This window comes from Streptomyces sp. NPDC127129, from assembly GCF_042671585.1.
Lineage (GTDB): Bacteria > Actinomycetota > Actinomycetes > Streptomycetales > Streptomycetaceae > Streptomyces.
The window spans coordinates 531855-548120 of sequence record NZ_JBHXTV010000002.1; the positions used below are offsets into that span (position 1 = coordinate 531855).

16 protein-coding genes are annotated in these 16266 nt (G+C 72.8%); 4 read left to right on the forward strand and 12 right to left on the reverse strand.

The genetic code is table 11. The features are described from left to right. Positions 1-97: 97 nt before the first annotated feature. The 9 genes from ACFVGW_RS05635 to ACFVGW_RS05675 form a co-directional block, all read right to left on the reverse strand. Positions 98-934: an ABC transporter permease gene (locus tag ACFVGW_RS05635; RefSeq protein ID WP_383220519.1), complete on the reverse strand. Its 837-nt coding sequence runs from the start codon at positions 932-934 to the stop codon at positions 98-100. Further along, positions 927-1919 (reverse strand): ABC transporter permease, encoded by a 993-nt coding sequence (locus ACFVGW_RS05640; protein WP_385850925.1) that lies wholly within the window; start codon positions 1917-1919, stop codon positions 927-929. Before ACFVGW_RS05640 ends, ACFVGW_RS05635 begins: the two co-directional genes overlap by 8 nt. Further along, positions 1916-3535, reverse strand: coding sequence for an ABC transporter substrate-binding protein (locus ACFVGW_RS05645; protein ID WP_385850926.1), 1620 nt, complete (start codon positions 3533-3535; stop codon positions 1916-1918). The genes ACFVGW_RS05640 and ACFVGW_RS05645 overlap by 4 nt, the downstream gene beginning before the upstream one ends. 126 nt (positions 3536-3661) lie before the next feature. Then, positions 3662-4861, reverse strand: a complete 1200-nt coding sequence (locus ACFVGW_RS05650; protein WP_385850927.1) for a phosphatidylserine/phosphatidylglycerophosphate/cardiolipin synthase family protein — start codon at positions 4859-4861, stop codon at positions 3662-3664. A 61-nt stretch (positions 4862-4922) separates the two neighbouring features. Further along, positions 4923-5429: a DUF6328 family protein gene (locus ACFVGW_RS05655; RefSeq protein ID WP_385850928.1), complete on the reverse strand. Its 507-nt coding sequence runs from the start codon at positions 5427-5429 to the stop codon at positions 4923-4925. A gap of 335 nt (positions 5430-5764) precedes the next feature. After that, positions 5765-6841: an acyl-CoA dehydrogenase family protein gene (locus ACFVGW_RS05660; RefSeq protein ID WP_383307919.1), complete on the reverse strand. Its 1077-nt coding sequence runs from the start codon at positions 6839-6841 to the stop codon at positions 5765-5767. Further along, positions 6838-8028, reverse strand: coding sequence for an acyl-CoA dehydrogenase family protein (locus ACFVGW_RS05665; RefSeq protein WP_385850929.1), 1191 nt, complete (start codon positions 8026-8028; stop codon positions 6838-6840). The genes ACFVGW_RS05660 and ACFVGW_RS05665 overlap by 4 nt, the downstream gene beginning before the upstream one ends. Continuing rightward, positions 8025-8993: an NADPH:quinone oxidoreductase family protein gene (locus ACFVGW_RS05670; protein WP_385850930.1), complete on the reverse strand. Its 969-nt coding sequence runs from the start codon at positions 8991-8993 to the stop codon at positions 8025-8027. The genes ACFVGW_RS05665 and ACFVGW_RS05670 overlap by 4 nt, the downstream gene beginning before the upstream one ends. A 92-nt stretch (positions 8994-9085) precedes the next feature. Continuing rightward, positions 9086-9682: a helix-turn-helix domain-containing protein gene (locus tag ACFVGW_RS05675; protein ID WP_383220511.1), complete on the reverse strand. Its 597-nt coding sequence runs from the start codon at positions 9680-9682 to the stop codon at positions 9086-9088. A gap of 63 nt (positions 9683-9745) precedes the next feature. On the opposite strand from ACFVGW_RS05675, the gene ACFVGW_RS05680 reads away from it, so the two are divergent. From ACFVGW_RS05680 to ACFVGW_RS05695, 4 genes are all read left to right on the forward strand, one after another. Further along, positions 9746-10714: an NAD(P)/FAD-dependent oxidoreductase gene (locus ACFVGW_RS05680; protein ID WP_385850931.1), complete on the forward strand. Its 969-nt coding sequence runs from the start codon at positions 9746-9748 to the stop codon at positions 10712-10714. Positions 10715-10755: 41 nt separating this feature from the next. Beyond that, a complete protein-coding gene (locus tag ACFVGW_RS05685; RefSeq protein WP_385850932.1) occupies positions 10756-11655 on the forward strand; it encodes an SDR family oxidoreductase in 900 nt (299 codons plus the stop codon). A 119-nt stretch (positions 11656-11774) separates the two neighbouring features. Next, positions 11775-12554 carry a VOC family protein gene (locus tag ACFVGW_RS05690; RefSeq protein WP_385850933.1) on the forward strand — a complete coding sequence of 260 codons (780 nt, stop codon included), beginning with the start codon at positions 11775-11777 and terminating at the stop codon, positions 12552-12554. Between the two features lie 108 nt (positions 12555-12662). After that, positions 12663-13847 carry a hypothetical protein gene (locus tag ACFVGW_RS05695; protein ID WP_385850934.1) on the forward strand — a complete coding sequence of 395 codons (1185 nt, stop codon included), beginning with the start codon at positions 12663-12665 and terminating at the stop codon, positions 13845-13847. A 22-nt stretch (positions 13848-13869) separates the two neighbouring features. Here the strand turns inward: ACFVGW_RS05695 and ACFVGW_RS05700 are convergent, their stop codons facing one another. The 3 genes from ACFVGW_RS05700 to ACFVGW_RS05710 all read right to left on the reverse strand — a co-directional run bounded on the left by ACFVGW_RS05700 (position 13870) and on the right by ACFVGW_RS05710 (position 16247). Then, positions 13870-14703, reverse strand: coding sequence for an enoyl-CoA hydratase/isomerase family protein (locus ACFVGW_RS05700; protein WP_385850935.1), 834 nt, complete (start codon positions 14701-14703; stop codon positions 13870-13872). A 53-nt stretch (positions 14704-14756) separates the two neighbouring features. Next, on the reverse strand, positions 14757-15329 hold the full coding sequence (locus ACFVGW_RS05705; RefSeq protein ID WP_385850936.1) for a hypothetical protein: 573 nt from the start codon (positions 15327-15329) through the stop codon (positions 14757-14759). Between the two features lie 165 nt (positions 15330-15494). Beyond that, on the reverse strand, positions 15495-16247 hold the full coding sequence (locus ACFVGW_RS05710; RefSeq protein ID WP_385850937.1) for a PIG-L deacetylase family protein: 753 nt from the start codon (positions 16245-16247) through the stop codon (positions 15495-15497). Between the last annotated feature and the right edge of the window lie 19 nt (positions 16248-16266).

Sequence of the window (16266 nt, forward strand, 5' to 3'; positions counted from 1 at the left end):
CCGCGCACGCTGAGGACGGCCTCGTCGGCGCGCCCCCTGCCCGCGGCGGGGGGACCCCCGGCGGTGGCGGCCTCCAGGGCTCGTGCGACGCGCGGGTTCACAGCATCAGCTCCGATCGGCGGCGCGGGTTGAGGCGGTCCCGCCACACTCCGGCGAGCCCGGCGATGGCCAGGGTCGGCACGATGAGCAGCAGGCCGGGGAAGAGTGTCGGCCACCAGTCGCCGGCGAGGAGCGAGGAGCGCGCGGACTGGACGAGGTTGCCGAGGCTGGCCTGGTGGCTGGGCAGCCCGAGGCCGAGGAAGGAGAGCGCGGACTCGTGCCACATGGCGTGCGGCACCATCAGGACGGCGGCGAGTCCGGCCTGCGGCAGGACGGCGGGCAGCAGGTGGCGTACGGTCACCCGCCAGCGCGACGCGCCGCCGGAGATCGCCGCGTCGACGTAGGGACGCGAGCGGAGCGAGAGGACCTCGGAGCGGACGATCCGGGCGGTCGACAGCCAGTGGGTGAGCGCGACGGAGACGATCACCGGCCACACTCCCGGCCGGAACATGGCCACGATGAAGATGCCGAGCAGCAGGTGCGGTACGGAGGAGAAGGCGTCGACGATCCGCATCACGAGCCGGTCGGTCCAGCCGCCGAGGGAGGCGGCCGCGGCGCCGACGGCCGTGCCGATGACGGTGGCGACGAGCGCGGCGACCAGGCCGACGAGGAGCGAGATCCGCAGTCCGTAGACGCAGCGCAGCAGCAGGTCGCGGCCGACGTCGTCGGTGCCGAAGGGGTGTTCCGGGGACGGCGGCAGGAGTTTCAGGGACAGGTCGACGGCCTGCTCGTCGAGCTGGACGAGCGGCGGGACGAGGAGGACGGCGCAGAGGACCGCGCCGACGATCCCGGCGGAGGACCACAGGCGCAGCCGGCGGGTGCGGGGATCAGCCATCGAAGCCCACCCTCGGGTCGGCGAGTCCGTAGAGCAGGTCGGAGAGGAGGTTGCCGAGGAGGACGGCGGCGGTGGCGAGCACGGTGAGCGCGGCCAGCAGCGGGAAGTCGACGGAGGTGGCTGCCTGGACGGTCGCGGCGGCGATCCCGGGCCAGCTGAACACGGTCTCCACGAGCAGGGCCCCCGTGATGAGTTCGGGGACCCGGGAGCCGACGAGGGTGAGCATCGGGAGCATGCCGGAGCGCAGGGCGTGGCCGAGCAGGACGGTTCGGTCCCGCAGTCCGCGCGCGCGTGCGCCGCGTACGGGGTCCTCCTCCAGCGCGTCCGCGACGCCCTGCCGGACGTACAGGAAGAAACAGGGCAGTTGGGAGACGCCGAGGACCAGGGCGGGCAGCACGAGGTGGGTGGCGACCTGGTCGGCGGTGACGGTGTCGCTCGCCGTGTCGGTGAGTCCGCCGGCGGGCAGGGCGCCGAGCCTTAGGGCGAAGAACCAGATGGCGAGCAGTCCGAGCCAGAAGGCCGGGGCGGCTTCCAGGGTGTACGCGGCCGAGCTGACGGCCCGGTCGAGCAGCCCGCCGCGCCGGCGCCCGGCGAGGACGCCGAGGACCGTGCCGAGCACGATGGCGAGGAGGAAGGCGGTGGCGGCGAGGAGCACGGACCAGCCCACGCGCTCGGTGATGACGTCGGCGACGGGCTGCCGCATGACGCTGGAGTCGCCGAGGTCGCCGTGGAGCGCGGCGGTCAGCCACTCCCACCAGCGGGTGGTGAGGGGCCGGTCGACGCCGAGGTTGGCGCGGAGCTGGTCGAGGTTCTGCTGCGAGGCGGTGAGTCCGGCGGTGCCGGCGTACGCCTTGACGGGGTCGAAGGGGGAGGCCGCGGCGACGGCGAAGACCGCGAAAGTGACGGCGAGGAGGACGGGGACGGCGAACAAAGCCCGCCGTCCCGTCATCCGGGCCATGGCCCCCCACGGGAGGCGTCGGCTCACCGTTCGGCCTTCTCCGCGCCGCCCTTGGGCTTCCAGGCCTCGACGTTCCACCAGGGGCCGGAGGCCAGACCGTGGTCGTGGGGCTCGGTCTGGGTGGTCAGGCCGTCCCAGTCGTCGTTCACGACGTACAGGTGGTCGATGTGGGTGAGGAAGGTGTAGCCGGGGTTCTTCACCAGTTCGCGCTGGACGACGGAGTAGGCGGCACGCCGCTTGACGGTGTCGTTCGTGCGGCGGCCGTCCTCCAGGGCCTTGTCGACGGCCTCGTTGTCGTACCAGGCCATGTTGTTGAAGCCGTCGCCCGCGAGGCGGGAGGTGAGGAGGAGGTACTGGTCGAAGTCGGGGTCGCCGGGCGAGCCGCCGCCGGCGAGGACCGCGTCGGTCTTCATCCGGGGTTCGATGACCTCCCAGGTGCCGCCCTGGGTCTTGACGGCGATACCGGCCTTCTTGGCGTCGGAGGCGTAGGCGAGGGCGTGGTCCTGACGGAGCTTGTCGCCGGAGAGGTACCAGAGCGGGAACTCGGCCCGTACGCCGTCCTTCACGCGGACGCCGTCGGCGCCGGGCTTCCAGCCGGCCTCGTCGAGGACTTTCTTGGCGGCGTCGAGGTCGTGCCGGCGCTCGGTGCCCTTGGCGAACCACTCGCTGTCGGTGGGGACGGGGCCGTAGGCGGGCTTGCCGGCGCCTTCGAGGATCTTGTCGACCATGGCCTGCCGGTCGACGGCGACGTCGAGGGCGCGGCGCACGGCGGTGTCCCCGGTGACCTCGTTGTGGGTGGGGAGCGTGACGGTGCGGTAGTCGTACGTCTTCGCGGCGTACGTCTTCCTGGCCTTGTCGCCCTTGAAGCCGGCGGCGAGGTTGGGCGGCAGGATGGCGCCGTCGAGGTCTCCGGCCCGGAGCCGGGTGGCGCGGACGTCGTCGTCCTTGATGATCGCCATGGTGAACTTCTTCACCTCGGGCGCGCCTCCCCAGTAGGTGGGGTTGGCCTTGAAGCTGAGCTTCTCGCCCTTGGACCAGTCGGTCAGGACGTACGGGCCGGTGCCGATGGGCCGGGTGGTGAAGGCGCCGGTGTTGACGTCCTGCTTCCCGGCGACGTGCTCGGGGGCGATGGCGAGGACCGTGCGCTCGGCGAAGGGCGCGTAGGGGTAGGCGAGCCGGAAGACGACGGTGTCGTCGCCGACCGCCTCGATGCTCTTGAGGGCGTCGAGTTCGGTGCGGGAGGGGTTGTTCGTCTTCGGGTCGAGGACCGTGCGGTACGTGAAGACGACGTCCTTCGCGGTGAAGGGGGCGCCGTCGCTGAAGGTCACGCCCTTGCGGAGCTTGTACGTGTAGGTCAGCCCATCCTGGCCGACCTCGGGCAGCGCTGCGGCGAGCGCCGGCTTCAGCCGCATGTCGGCGTCGAAGGCGAGGAGCCCGTCGAAGATCTTGGAGTTGCCGTCCTTGCCGTAGCCGAGGAGGGGGCTGAGGGTCTCGGGCTCGTAGGCGATGCCGACGACCGCGGAGTCCTTCGGACCGCCGGAGGCGCCGCCGGTCCCGCCCGGGTTCGAGCAGGCCGCGGCGGCGAGGGCCAGGGAGCCGGCGAGCGTCGCGGCGGCCAGGCCGCGTATGGATCGGGCGGTCATCGTGCCCACACCCCTCTTGAAGATCAACTGTTGTTGCGAACGACTCGCAATTAAACAGCATGGTGGGGGGCGTGCCTCCCCCTCGCCCCGGCACGGGCCGGTCCCGGCCGGGGCGAGGGGCACGTGTCAGAGGAAGCGGCGAATGGGCAGGACGGCCGCCTCGGCGACGCGCTGGAGCGCGGCCCGGCGCCGCCACCGGGCCGGGTCGACGGCGGCGCTGCGCCGCAGGTCGGCGTCGAAGTCCTCGTCGAGTCCCGCGGTGAAGGCCTCGTCCAGGACGGCGAGCATGACTTCCTCGTCGTGGCTCATGGACCGGCGGTTGAAGTTCGTCGAGCCGATCAGCCCCGCGACCCCGTCGACCGTCATGACCTTCGCGTGCATCATCGTCGGCTGGAACTGGCGGATCGACACGCCCGCTTCCAGCAGCCGTGCGTAGTGGAACTGCCCGGCGAGCCGGCAGGCACGCTGGTCCGTGTGCGGGCCGGGCAGCAGGATCTCCACGGTCACGCCGCGCCGCGCGGTCGCGCACAGCAGGTCGACGAAGTACGTGTCGGGGGCGAAGTAGGCGGTGGCGAGGCGGAAGCGGTGCTCGGCGGAGGTGAGCATGACCCGGATCAGGGTCTGCATGTCCTGCCAGCCGAAGCTCGCCGAACCCCGGACGACCTGGACGATGCTGTCGCCCGGCTGGTCGTGCTCGACGAAGCGGTCCCGCGCGTCGTACAACTCGTCGTGGCACTCGGCCCAGTTCTGGGCGAAGGCGGCGGCGATCCCGTCGACCGCGGGGCCCTGGACCCGCACATGGGTGTCCCGCCACTCCGAGGGGTCACGGGCGTCGCCGCACCACTCCTCGGCGATGCCGACACCACCGGTGAACGCGGTGCCCTCGTCGACGATCAGCGCCTTGCGGTGGCAGCGGTGATTCTGCTTGAGCGGCGAGAGCCAGAGGGGCTTGCGGAACCAGGCCACCTGTACGCCGGCGGCGTTCATGGCGTCGAGGAGTTCCGGCTCGATCCGGCTGGCTCCGAAGCCGTCCAGGAGCAGCCGGACCCGCACCCCGTCCCGGGCCCGCCGGGCGAGGGCCCCGGCGAAGTCACGGGCGATCTGTCCGCGCCAGTACACGAACGTCATCATGTCGATCGTGTGCTCCGCGGCCTCGATGGCTTCGAGCATCGCGGGGAAGATCTCGTCCCCGTTGCGCAGGGCGACGAGCTGGTTCCCTTCCGTCGCCGCGATGCCGATGAGCCGTTCCAGGCGCCGGCGCAGGCGCTGGACACGGACGGCGGCGGGCGCGGGGGCGGGTCTCTGTCCTCGTTCCAGGAGGGTCACGTGGGGTCCTTCGGTCGAGAGTGGCCGTGGGGCGGGCGGGCTGCGGGCCGGTCCGGGGCGCTCAGTCGTCGGAGCCGGTGGCGTAGCGGACGCGCGCCCAGAAGGGGAGGACGAACCAGCAGAGCACGTACCAGGCGCAGACTCCCGAGACGATCCACGGCACGTGGCTGTCGTGCGTGGCGACGCGCAGTATCAGGAAGAGCGCCGACGCGAGTGTGACGAGGAGGAGCACCAGCCCGGTGAAGGTGAGCCGGGAGGCCCACAGGACGCCCTCGGGCTTGATGCGCTTGCCGGAGACGATGCGGTGGAAGGCAACCGGTCCGATCAGCGCCCCGGTGGCGAGGGAGCCGAGGACCACCGTGACGAGGTAGATCGTCCTGTCCGTCGTGTCCAGGGACTGGAAGTGCGGGGTGAAGACGACCGTGAGCAGGAAGCCGAGCAGGATCTGGACGCCCGTCTGAGCGACGCGTATCTCCTGGATGAGTTCCTGCCAGCGGCGGTCCGCCCGCTCGTCCTCGGTCTCCCGGCGTCCGGCGCCCCGCTCCTCGGCCGTGCTCGCTCCGGTCACGCCCGTCTCGGCGCCGCTTCTTCCGGCACCGTGCTCTCCGGCCCCGGGGGCCGGCGTCGTTGTCGTATCCATGGCGCCCGGTTGCCCGGTGGCCACGGCGGTATACGCCCTCCGCGCGAAATCGTGGAACTTCCCCCGGGGACGCCGGGGCGATCACAGACGCCCGGCCGACGGGCCGGCGGGCCAGCGGGCCAGCGGGCCGGCGGGCCAGCGGGCCAGCGGGCCGGCGGGCTCATGACGGACTCGCGACGGTGCGGCCGGGGCCGCCCCTCGGGAGGGGCGGCCCCGGCCGCGTGCGGTGGATCGCAGAGGGCCGCAGCCCTCGCCGTCGCCCGTCAGGCGGGCGCGGGGAGACCGACCAGGGCGGCGATCGTGTCCTGGTGACGCCCCGTCGAACCCAGGGCGATCTGGTCCGACTTGGCCCGCTTCAGCGCCAGGTGCGCCGGGTGTTCCCACGTCATGCCGATGCCGCCGTGGAGCTGGACGCACTCCTCCGCCGCGTGGACGGCGACCTTCGCGCAGTACGCCTGGGCGACGGCGACGGTCAGGGGCGCGTCGGGGCTGCCGGTGGCGAGCGCGTCGGCGGCGGCGCGGGCCGCCGCCCGGGCGTTCACCACCTCCAGCCAGAGCTGTGCCATCCGGTGCTTGAGCGCCTGGAAGGAGCCGACGGGCCGGTTGAACTGGTAGCGGGTGCGGGTGTGGCGGACGGTCTCCTCCAGACACCACTCGGCGAGCCCGAGCTGCTCGGAGGCGAGCAGGCCGGCGCCCGCGAGCAGGCCGCGCCGTACCGCCGCCGCGGAGGTCTCCGCGTCGGCGAGCCGGACGCCGCCCGCGCCGGCCGTGGTCACCCTGGCGAGGGGCCGGGTCAGGTCGAGCGGGGTCTGCGGCTCCACGCCGGCGGCGTCCGCCGCGACCGCGTGGAGGCCGTCGGCCCGCGGGACGAGGAAGACGTCGGCCAGGGCGGCATCGGCGACACCGTTCACCGTCCCGGTGGGGAGCGGCCCCGCGTCGGGCGCGGTGGACAGCGGCAGCGCGAGCACCGCGATCCTGCGCCCGGAGGCCAGCCCGGCGAGCAGCTCGGCCACCGGGGTGCTCCCGGTGTCCAGGGCGAGCAGGGTCTCGGTCGCGACGACGGCGCTGGTGAGGTACGGCGCCGGGGTCACCGCGCGCCCCAGCTCCTCCAGGACGACGGCCGCCTCGCGGTGGCTCGCGCCCTGGCCGCCCAGCTTCTCGGGGACGAGCAGCCCGGCCGCGCCGATCTCGCCGGCGAGGGACTTCCAGAGGCCGGGGACGTACGGGTCGCCGGTCTCGATCCGGCCGAGCAGCACGCTCGGGCCGGCCCGGTCGGTGAGCAGGGAGCGTACCGCCGCCCGCAGGTCGTCCTCGGTCTCGGAGTAGAGGAGGTCAGTCATCGCGCGAGGTCCTTCCAGGCGACGTCCTTGTCGTTGCGGGGCTCGGCGGGCAGGCCGAGGACGCGTTCGGCGACGATGTTGAGCAGGACCTCGGTCGTTCCGCCCTCGATCGAGTTGCCCTTGGAGCGCAGGTAGCGGTAGCCGGCGTCACGGCCGGTGAAGTCGACCAGCTCGGGGCGGCGCATGGTCCAGTCCCCGTACAACAGCCCTTCCTCGCCGAGCAGTTCGACCTCCAGACCGCTGACGGCCTGGTTGAGGCGGGCGAAGCCGAGCTTCATCGCGCTGCCCTCGGGTCCCGGCTGGCCGGCGACGAGCTGCTGGCGCAGCCGTTCTCCGGTGAGCCGGGCCACTTCGGAGTCCACCCAGAGGTCGAGCAGCCGCCGGTGGAGGTCGTGGGTGCGCAGCTCGGGGCGTTCGCGCCAGGTCGCGGAGACCGGCCCGATCATGCCGCCCTCACGGGGGATACGGGCTCCGCCGATCGAGACCCGCTCGTTCATCAGCGTGGTCTGGGCGACGCGCCAGCCGTCGCCGGGCTCGCCGAGCCGGTGCGCGTCGGGGATGCGGACGTCGGTGAGGAAGACCTCGTTGAACTCGGCCTCGCCGGTGATCTGGCGGAGCGGCCGGACCTCGACGCCCGGGTCGCTCATGTCGCAGACGAAGTACGTGATGCCCCGGTGCTTGGGGAGGTCGGGGTCGGTGCGGGCGATGAGGATGGCCCAGCGGGCGACATGGGCGCTGGAGGTCCACACCTTCTGGCCGTTGACGATCCAGTCGCCGGTGGCCTCGTCGCGGACGGCGCGGGTGCCGAGCGCGGCGAGGTCGGAGCCGGCGCCCGGCTCGCTGAAGAGCTGGCACCACACCTCCTCGCCGACCCACAGCGGCCGGAGGAAGCGCTGCCTTACCTCGTCGGAGCCGTACGCGAGGAGGGTCGGCGCCGCCATGCCGAGGCCGATGCCGATCCGGCGCGGATCGTTGTCGGGGGCGTCCGCGGCGGCGAGTTCGGCGTCGACGACGGCCTGCAGGGAGCGCGGGGCGTCGAGGCCGCCGAGGCCGACTGGGTAGTGCACCCAGGCGAGTCCGGCGTCGAAGCGGGCGCGCAGGAAGTCGGTGGTCGCGGGCGGGTGCTCGGCGAGCAACCGCTGCGTACGGGCGCGCAGTTCGGCTGCGTCCGGGGTGGCGGCGGTCATGCGGCGGCTCCTTCCGGGACGACGACGAGACGGCCGGTGGTGACGCCCTCGCTCACGCGCTGCACGGCGTCCGCCGCGCCGGTGAACGGCACGCGCTCGCTGACCAGGGGCTTGATCAAGCCCTTGGCGGCGTACGCGGTGAGCGTCTCGTGGCAGCGCAGGACGGCGGCCGGGTCCTTGAGGTTGTACAGGCCCCAGTGGAGCCCGACGACCGAGTAGTTCTTGACCAGGGCGTGGTTGAGGGCGGCCGAGGGGATGACCCCGCTGGCGAAGCCGACCACCACGATGCGGCCCTCGAAGGCGACGACCTTCGTGGACTGGGTGTAGGCCTCGCCGCCCACGGGGTCGTAGATCACGTCGGCGCCGCGGCCTCCGGTGGCCTCCTTGACGGCGGCGATGACGTCCTCGGAGCGCCGGTCGACGACGACGTCGCAGCCGAGCGCCCGGGCGACCTCGGCCTTCTCCGCCCCGCCGACGACGCCGATGACGGTGGCGCCGGCCGCCTTGCCGAGCTGGACGGCCGCGCTGCCGACGCCGCCCGCCGCGGCGTGGACGAGCAGGGTCTCGCCCTCCTTGAGGGCGGCGCGGCGGTGCAGACCGAACCAGCCGGTCTGGTAGCCGATGTGGAGGGCGGCCGCCTCGGCGTCGTCGAGGGCCTCGGGGGCGGGCAGCAGCGCCGCCGCGTCCGCCACCGCGTAGTCGGCGAAGCCGCCGTACGGCAGGGCGGGGGTCGCGATGACCCGCCGGCCGTCCTCGGTCTCTCCGCAGATCTCCACCCCGGGGGTGAAGGGGAGCGGGGGCCGCACCTGGTACTGGCCCCGGCAGAGCAGGGCGTCCGGGAAGTTGACGTTGGCCGCGCGGACCCTGAGGAGGAGCTGCCCCTCGCCGGGGGTGGGCGCCTCCACCTCGTCGAGCTGCATCACCTCGCCCGGCTCGCCGTTCTCGTGCACTCGCCATGCCTGCATCGCGGTCCTCCACCAGCCGTCGTCCGTACTGCGCGGTCGGTCGCATACTAAGCGGTCGCTTGTGCCTGTGGAACCATGTGCCGGGGACTTCTTCAGGACTGCCTCGGCCGGGCCCTCACATGCATCCGCTCCCCCTGCGGACCGAACAGGCTCAGGAACTCCACCGGTCCGTCGGGCGTGGGTCCGAACCAGTGCGGCACGCGCGTGTCGAACTCGGCGGCCTCCCCCGCCCCCAGCACGACGTCGTGCTCGCCGAGGACGAGGCGCAGCCTGCCGGACAGCACGTAGAGCCATTCGTACCCCTCGTGGACCCGCGGGTCGGGGTCCTCGTACGGCTTCTCCTGCACCACCTTGTACGCCTGGAGTCCACCCGGTTGGCGGGTGAGCGGGAACATCGTCCTGCCGTGCCGCACGATGGGCTTGGCCTTGACCCGGGGGTCGCCGACCGGCGGCGCGCCGACGAGCTCGTCCAGCGGCACCTGATGGGCCCGCGCGATGGGGAGCAGCAGCTCCAGGCTCGGCCTGCGCTGCCCGGACTCCAGGCGCGAGAGGGTGCTCACCGAGATCCCGGTGGAGGCGGAGAGGTCCCCGAGCGTGGCGCCGCGATCGCGCCGGATCCGGCGCAGCCGCGGTCCGACCTCGTTCAGCACGGCGTCGATGCGGTCGTCCCCGGTATCTGCTTCAGTCATCTGCCCATTGCAGAAACAGCAAACGCGTTTGTCAACCCGGACCGTCGGGGAGACGCTGCTGGTATGAGCGAACACACGAGCGCACACGAGCCCGAGTCCTACGACGTGGTGGTGGTCGGCGGCGGCGCGGCCGGGCTGAGCGCGGCCCTGATCCTCGGCCGGTCACGGCGCCGGACCCTGGTGGTCGACGCGGGCGAGCCGCGCAACGCCCCGGCCGCCCACATGCACGGGTTCCTCTCCCGGGACGGGATGAGCCCGGCGGAGTTCCTGGAGACGGGGCGGCGCGAGATCGCCGCGTACGGGGTGGAGTGGACGACCGGGCAGGTGACGGGAGCGGTCCGGGAGCTCGGCGACGCCGAGGGCTTCGTGGTGACGGTGGACGACGACCGTCTGGTCCGCGCGCGCAGGCTCGTCGTCACCACCGGACTCGTCGACGAGCTCCCCGCGATCGACGGCGTCGCCGAGCGCTGGGGGCGGGACGTGCTGCACTGCCCGTACTGCCACGGCTGGGAGGTCCGCGACCGGGCCTTCGGGGTGATCGCGCACCCGGTCATGGCCGCCCATCAGGCCCTGGTCCTCTCCCACTGGTCCCCCGACGTGACTCTCTTCCTGCACACGGCCGCACCGCTCACCGAGGAGGAACGCGCACGGGTGGCGGCGGCCGGGATCGAGGTCGTGACGGGCGAGGTGGCGGGCCTGGTCGTCGAGGACGACCGGATCACCGGCGTACGGATGGCGGACGGCCGGGTCGTCGAACGTGAGGTGCTGTTCGTCGGACCGCGCATGACGCCCCGGGACGGACTGCTCACCGCGCTGGGCGCCGAGACCCGGGAGACTCCGCTCGGCGACTTCGTCGCGGTGGACGAGACCGGCCGGACGAGCGTCCCCGGCGTATGGGCCGCGGGCAACGCGATCGGCGCGCAGGAGCAGGTGATCAACGCGGCGAGCGGAGGCTACCGGGCCGGCGTGGCGATCAACACGGAGCTGCTCATGAACGACCTGGACCGCAAGGCCGCCGCCACCGCGGGCTGACAGGGCTTCAGTTCTCACCCGTCTCGCGCTATCGATGCGGCATGACGAACACGGAGACGGATCCGCCGGGACTGCCCGCCCCTCCCCCGCTCGGTGCGAGCGCGCTGCCGCCGGGGACGTACGAGGGGAGGACGGTCCTGGTGACCGGGGGCGGGTCGGGTCTGGGGAAGGCCGTCGCGGCCGAGTTCGCCCGGCTGGGCGCGGAGCTGATGCTCGTCGGCCGGACGGCCGCCCGGCTGGAGTCCGCGCGCCGGGAGCTGGCGGAGACCGGCGGGAAGCGGGTGGCGACCGCTGTCTGCGACATCCGTGACCCCGATGCCGTGGCCGGAGCCTTCGACGCCTGCGAGGCCGCGCTCGGCTCCCGGCCGGACGTCCTGGTGAACAACGCGGCGGCCAACTTCCCCGTGCCGGCGGAGGAGCTGTCGCCCAACGGCTGGCGAGCGGTCGTCGACATCACGCTGACCGGGACCTGGTTCATGACCCGGGAGTTCGCCCGGCGTCACCTCGCGGCCCGAACGCCCGGGTCCGTCGTCAACGTGGGCGCCTCCTACGCCTGGACCGGCGGTCCCGGCTTCGCGCACTCGGCGGCGGCGAAGGCCGGTGTGAAGAACCTGGTCGAGACGCTGGCGGTGGAGTGGGGGCCGTACGGGATCCAGGTCAACGGGCTGGTGCCGGGGCTGATGCCGCACGAGGACATGACGGATGACATCCGGGGCGCGCTCGCGCGGGCGGCCGGCCAGGACGCCCGGCAGCCCGCCCTGCGGGTCGGACACCCGCGGGAGCTGGGCTGGGCGGCGACCTTCCTGGCCTCTCCCTACGCCCGCTTCGTCTCCGGGCACACGCTGGTGGTGGACGGCGCGAACTGGCAGCGCCGTGCCCTCGTCAACGATCCCGTGGTGCCGGTGCGCGAGCAGCTGGGCCGTGGCAGGTTCGGCGAGTGACTCGCGCTGGTCCACGCGGATGAACCCGGGCGGCAGCGGCTGCGCGGGCCGGGGAGAGCGGCGAGGATCGGCGAGGGTGACCGGAGGACCTCCAGACGCGGAAAGGCAGGGCACACCACATGCTCGGTACGGACTTCACCAAGGGATCGCCCAGCTGGGTCGACCTGGGCAGCCCCGACACGGCGGTCGCCGCCGCGTTCTACACCGCCGTCTTCGGCTGGGAGTTCGCCTCGGCCGGCCCGGATGCCGGAGGCTACGGCTTCTTCCAGCAGGACGGCCGGACGGTCGCCGCCCTCGGCCCGCTGACGGAGGAGGGCGCGAGCAGCGCGTGGACGCTGTACTTCCAGACGCCGGACGCCGACGCCACGGCGAAGACCGCCGAGTCCGCGGGAGGGGCGGTGCGCGCCGAGCCGATGGACGTCATGACCGCCGGACGGATGGCCCAGCTGTCCGACCCGGCGGGCGCCGCCTTCGCCGTGTGGCAGCCGGGTGAGACGAAGGGCCTGGACAGGACGTCCGAGAACAACACGCTGTGCTGGGCCGAGCTGCACGTGCCCGACCCGGCGGCGGCCCTGGACTTCTACGGAAAGCTGTTCGGCTGGCGCTCGCAGGAGATGGAGGCGCCGGGCATGACCTACCGGGTGCTGTCCACCGCCGAGGGGGACCTGGAGGACACCTCCTTCGGAGGGGTCGCCGAGCTCCAGGAGGGCGGGAACGAGGCGCGCTGGATCCCGTACTTCGGTGTGGCGGACGCGGACGACATCGTCATCCGCGCCCAGGGGAACGGAGGGTCGCTCCTCATGCCGGCGGCCGACATCCCCGATGTCGGGCGGATCGCCTGGGTGGCGGACCCCTTCGGAGCCCCGTTCGCGGTACTGAAGCCCGAACCGCCGAACTAGGGCGTGTTTCTGATCCTTTACGGCGATTCCGGGTCAGGCCCTGCGTAGGGTCCGGAGCGTTACCGCTTCACGACCGCGCTTCCCACGGCTCCGATGATTGGGCACGCATTGACCGTCGACACCGGCGCGGAGACCCGGCAGGCCGTTCCGCAGACACCGCTGCGGAACGGTCTCGCCCGGCGCGCCTTCCTGTCGTACCGACGCGCCCGGCCGGCGATTCTCTGCTACCTGGCATGCAAGGTCCTGGGGATCGGCTGGATCGCGGTGCGGTCGGCGGAGAGCGGCACGCCACTCGAGACATCGCTCGGCTACGTCTGGGATGCGCGGTGGTACCTGGGCATCGCTCAGAACGGCTACGGCCATGCGGATCTGATTCCCGGCTACGGCGGCGGCCCGGCCGGCCGATGGCAGGACCTCGCGTTCTTCCCGCTGTATCCGGGCGCCGTGCGGGCGGCCGGCGAACTGCTGCCGATGACGATCGTCGGTACCGCGCTGCTGATCACCTGCGTGTCCTCCCTGGTCGCGGCCTGGGGGATCCACGCGTTCGGATCGGCCCTGCACAGCCATCGCGTCGGGGTCCTGCTCGTCGTCCTGTGGGGTCTGCTGCCGCAGGCTTTCATCCAGTCCATGGCGTACCCGGAGGCGATGTTCACCGCGCTGTGCGCCTGGACGCTGTACGCCCTGCTGACGCGACGCCTGATCACGGCGTCCATGCTCGCCGTGGCGGCGGGCCTGACCCGTCCACTGGGCATCGCCGTGGTGGCCGCTGTCGTCGTCACGGCGGTGCTCGCATCGCCGCGCGGGCGCCGAACGCTCGCCCCGGTCCTCATCGCACCCCTGGGGTTGCTCGGCTACGCCGTGTGGGCCGGGGTGTGTACCGGGCGGCCCCTGGGCTACTTCGACGTGCAGCGCGACTGGAAGACACAGGTCGACTTCGGCGAGTCCGTGATCGCGGCCACGAGCAGGGTGGCCGCCGGCCATGTCAGCGCGGTGGAACAGGCCTCCGTGCTCATCGTGATCGCGGCCCTCGTGCTCCTGTGGGCTCTCCTGAGCTCGCGTCCGCCGACGGCCGTCGTCGTCTTCACCCTGGCCCTGATGGCCGTGGCGATCGGCGTGAGCGGCTTCATCCAGATCAAGCCGCGCTTCCTGCTGCCCGGTTTCACCCTGCTCCTGCCGGCGGCCGTCGCTCTGGCCAGGGCGAAGCCGCTCACCCTGGTCGCCACGCTCTCCGCGCTGGCGTTCATCTCCTTCACGTACGGGGCCTACTTCGTCACCTCCGGATACACGCCGTAACGAGAAGGCGTACGGGAGTGTGTCAGCCGCCCCCGAAACGCGGGGTCCGGCGGGCCGCCTTCGCGGCGTAACCCTCGCGAGCGTCGTCGGAGGTGAGGGTGAGCGCGGCGGAGAGGGCCGTGCGGTCGAGGGCGGCGGTCAGTCCCTGGTCCGCGTAGGCGTCGATGTTCCGTTTGATCGCGCGGACCGCGAGCGGCGCGGCGGACGCGATGGCGTCCGCCGTCTCGCGGGCCGTGCGATCCAGGTCGTCGCGGTCCGTGACGACCTGCACGAGGCCGAGCCGTTCGGCGGTGGAGGCGTCGATCCGACGGCCGGTGAGAGCCAGGTACTTCGCCCAGCCGGCGCCTGCCTCCCGGGCGATCCGCAGATCACCGCCCGCGTCGACGGCGACTCCGATCCCCGCCTCGGGCAGGGCGAACACGGCATCGGTGGCGGCGATCCGGATGTCCGCCATGAGAGCGAGCTCGAAGCCGAAGCCCAGGCAGTAGCCCTGGACGGCGGCCACGACGGGCTGGGGCAGCCGGGCGAAGACCGCGAAGCGTTCGTGGACCCAGCGGATGCCTTCGTCGTACCGCTGCATCCTCTCGGCGGCCGTGCGGCCGGTGATCCCGCCGCCGGGCGCCGTGACGTCGATGCCCGCACAGAACGCGCGCCCCTCGGCCCGGAGCAGCACGACCCGTACGCGCTCGTCGAAGCGGATCCGGTCGGCCATGAGGCCGAGCTGACGGCTGGCCTCCCAGCTCCAGCCGTTGAGCTTCTCAGGCCGGCAGAGCGTGAGGACACCGACGCCGTCCTCGACCGTGAGGGCGAGGCGCGCCTCGCCCTCCGGGACCTCCGTGTCGAGCGTGTCGATCACAGCCTCACCCCTGATTCCTGACGCACTGTCAGACAGGGGGTCAGGCTAGGCGCTCAGCACTGCCACAGGAAGGCCGCCCGCGAGCATCCCTCGCAGACGAAGACATAGGCGTATCCCCCGCCGAAGTTGGCGACCTGGTCCAGCTGTGCCACGAACGCCATCCCCCTGCCGCAGCCGGCACAGTCCGGGGTCTCGTCCCACTGGAGCCAGTACGGCTGTCCGCCGAGCTGCCCCAGGACCTCCTTGCCGTCCACGGGTCCGAAGGTGTCCTCCTCGCCGTACGTCTCCGCCTCGACGGGCCGCGCGACGAGGACGGAGACCTTGTCGAGCCGTGTCTCGCCCACGGCCGGGGCGGTGGCCGGAAGGAGTCCCTCGGTGGGGAAGACGTACGCCCGGTTGCCACCCGCGGCCGGATCCCACTCCTCGCACATTCCCGGCTCGTTCTGGCACATGAAGACGGAGACGACGTCCGCGCCCCGGTCCAGATGGGCGATGAACTGCATCGCTCCCCCGCACTCCGCGCAGAGCGGCCAGACGAATCCCTCCGGCACGAGGGGCAGGCCGCCCGCGCGGGAGACGGACGCGGCCGGGGCGGTGGCGCCGCCGTGGAGAAGCAGAGTGGTCATGCGGACGAGATTAGGCCACACCGCTGACAGCGCCCCGGGGGCAGGCGGCTTCCCCGGCCGCCCGGCGCCGGTGTCAGCGGGAGGCCGGCGTCGGCGTCGGCGGGAGGCCGGCGTCGGCGTCGGCGGGAGGCCGGCGTCGGCGTCGGCGGGAAACCAGCGCCGGTGTCAGCGGGTGAAGAGCTCGAAGGCGACGGTCGGCCGGTCGCCGTAGCGGGCGGCGAAGCGCTCGTTGTTCTGCGCCAGGAAGGTACGGACGTACTCCTCGGGATCCTGGTCCGTCAGGCCCTCGATGTACGCGCGGTGGGCGAGCAGCGACCGGACGGAGCGCTCGACGCCGGGCGTGGCGTCGACGGCGTGGGTCGGCGTGTTCGTTCCGGCGACCGCCACCCAGCGCACGCCGTTCCACGGCTCCAGGCCCTGCTCGGTCAGTTCGGGGAAGATCCAGCGGTTGCCCGCGTCGCCCGCGGCGTCGAGCGTGGCGCGGCCCACGGCCAGGTGGTCGGGGGTGTTCCAGTACCCGCCGGGGCCGAAGCCCCAGGTGTCGCGGTGGTTCAGGGTGATGACGAGTTCGGGCCGGTGCCGGCGGACGGCCGCCGCGATGTCACGGCGCAGACCGAGTCCGTACTCGATCACCCCGTCCCGGTGGTCGAGGAACTCCACGGCCGACACCCCGACCACCTCCGCGCTCGCCCGCTGCTCCTGCTCGCGCAGCGGGCCGCAGGTGGCCGGGGCGAGCGCGTCGATGCCGGCCTCGCCGCGGGTCGCGAGGACGTAGACGACCTCCTTGCCGGCGTCCGTCCAGGCCGCGATGGCCGCCGCGCAGCCGTACTCGAGGTCGTCCGGGTGGGCGACCACGGCGAGCGCGCGCTGCCAGTCGTCGGGCATGTCGTCGAGGGGGGAGCTGCTCGTGTCGATCATGGGCGCAGGATACGGGGAT

Bases quoted from the DNA above. Each gene is read 5' to 3' on its own strand.
- ACFVGW_RS05635 (WP_383220519.1), bottom strand. From the start codon at position 934: ATGGCTGATCCCCGCACCCGCCGGCTGCGCCTGTGGTCCTCCGCCGGG.
- ACFVGW_RS05645 (WP_385850926.1), bottom strand. From the start codon at position 3,535: ATGACCGCCCGATCCATACGCGGCCTGGCCGCCGCGACGCTCGCCGGC.
- ACFVGW_RS05660 (WP_383307919.1), bottom strand. From the start codon at position 6,841: ATGACTGACCTCCTCTACTCCGAGACCGAGGACGACCTGCGGGCGGCG.
- ACFVGW_RS05665 (WP_385850929.1), bottom strand. From the start codon at position 8,028: ATGACCGCCGCCACCCCGGACGCAGCCGAACTGCGCGCCCGTACGCAG.
- ACFVGW_RS05670 (WP_385850930.1), bottom strand. From the start codon at position 8,993: ATGCAGGCATGGCGAGTGCACGAGAACGGCGAGCCGGGCGAGGTGATG.
- ACFVGW_RS05675 (WP_383220511.1), bottom strand. From the start codon at position 9,682: ATGACTGAAGCAGATACCGGGGACGACCGCATCGACGCCGTGCTGAAC.
- ACFVGW_RS05680 (WP_385850931.1), top strand. From the start codon at position 9,746: ATGAGCGAACACACGAGCGCACACGAGCCCGAGTCCTACGACGTGGTG.
- ACFVGW_RS05685 (WP_385850932.1), top strand. From the start codon at position 10,756: ATGACGAACACGGAGACGGATCCGCCGGGACTGCCCGCCCCTCCCCCG.
- ACFVGW_RS05690 (WP_385850933.1), top strand. From the start codon at position 11,775: ATGCTCGGTACGGACTTCACCAAGGGATCGCCCAGCTGGGTCGACCTG.
- ACFVGW_RS05705 (WP_385850936.1), bottom strand. From the start codon at position 15,329: ATGACCACTCTGCTTCTCCACGGCGGCGCCACCGCCCCGGCCGCGTCC.
- ACFVGW_RS05710 (WP_385850937.1), bottom strand. From the start codon at position 16,247: ATGATCGACACGAGCAGCTCCCCCCTCGACGACATGCCCGACGACTGG.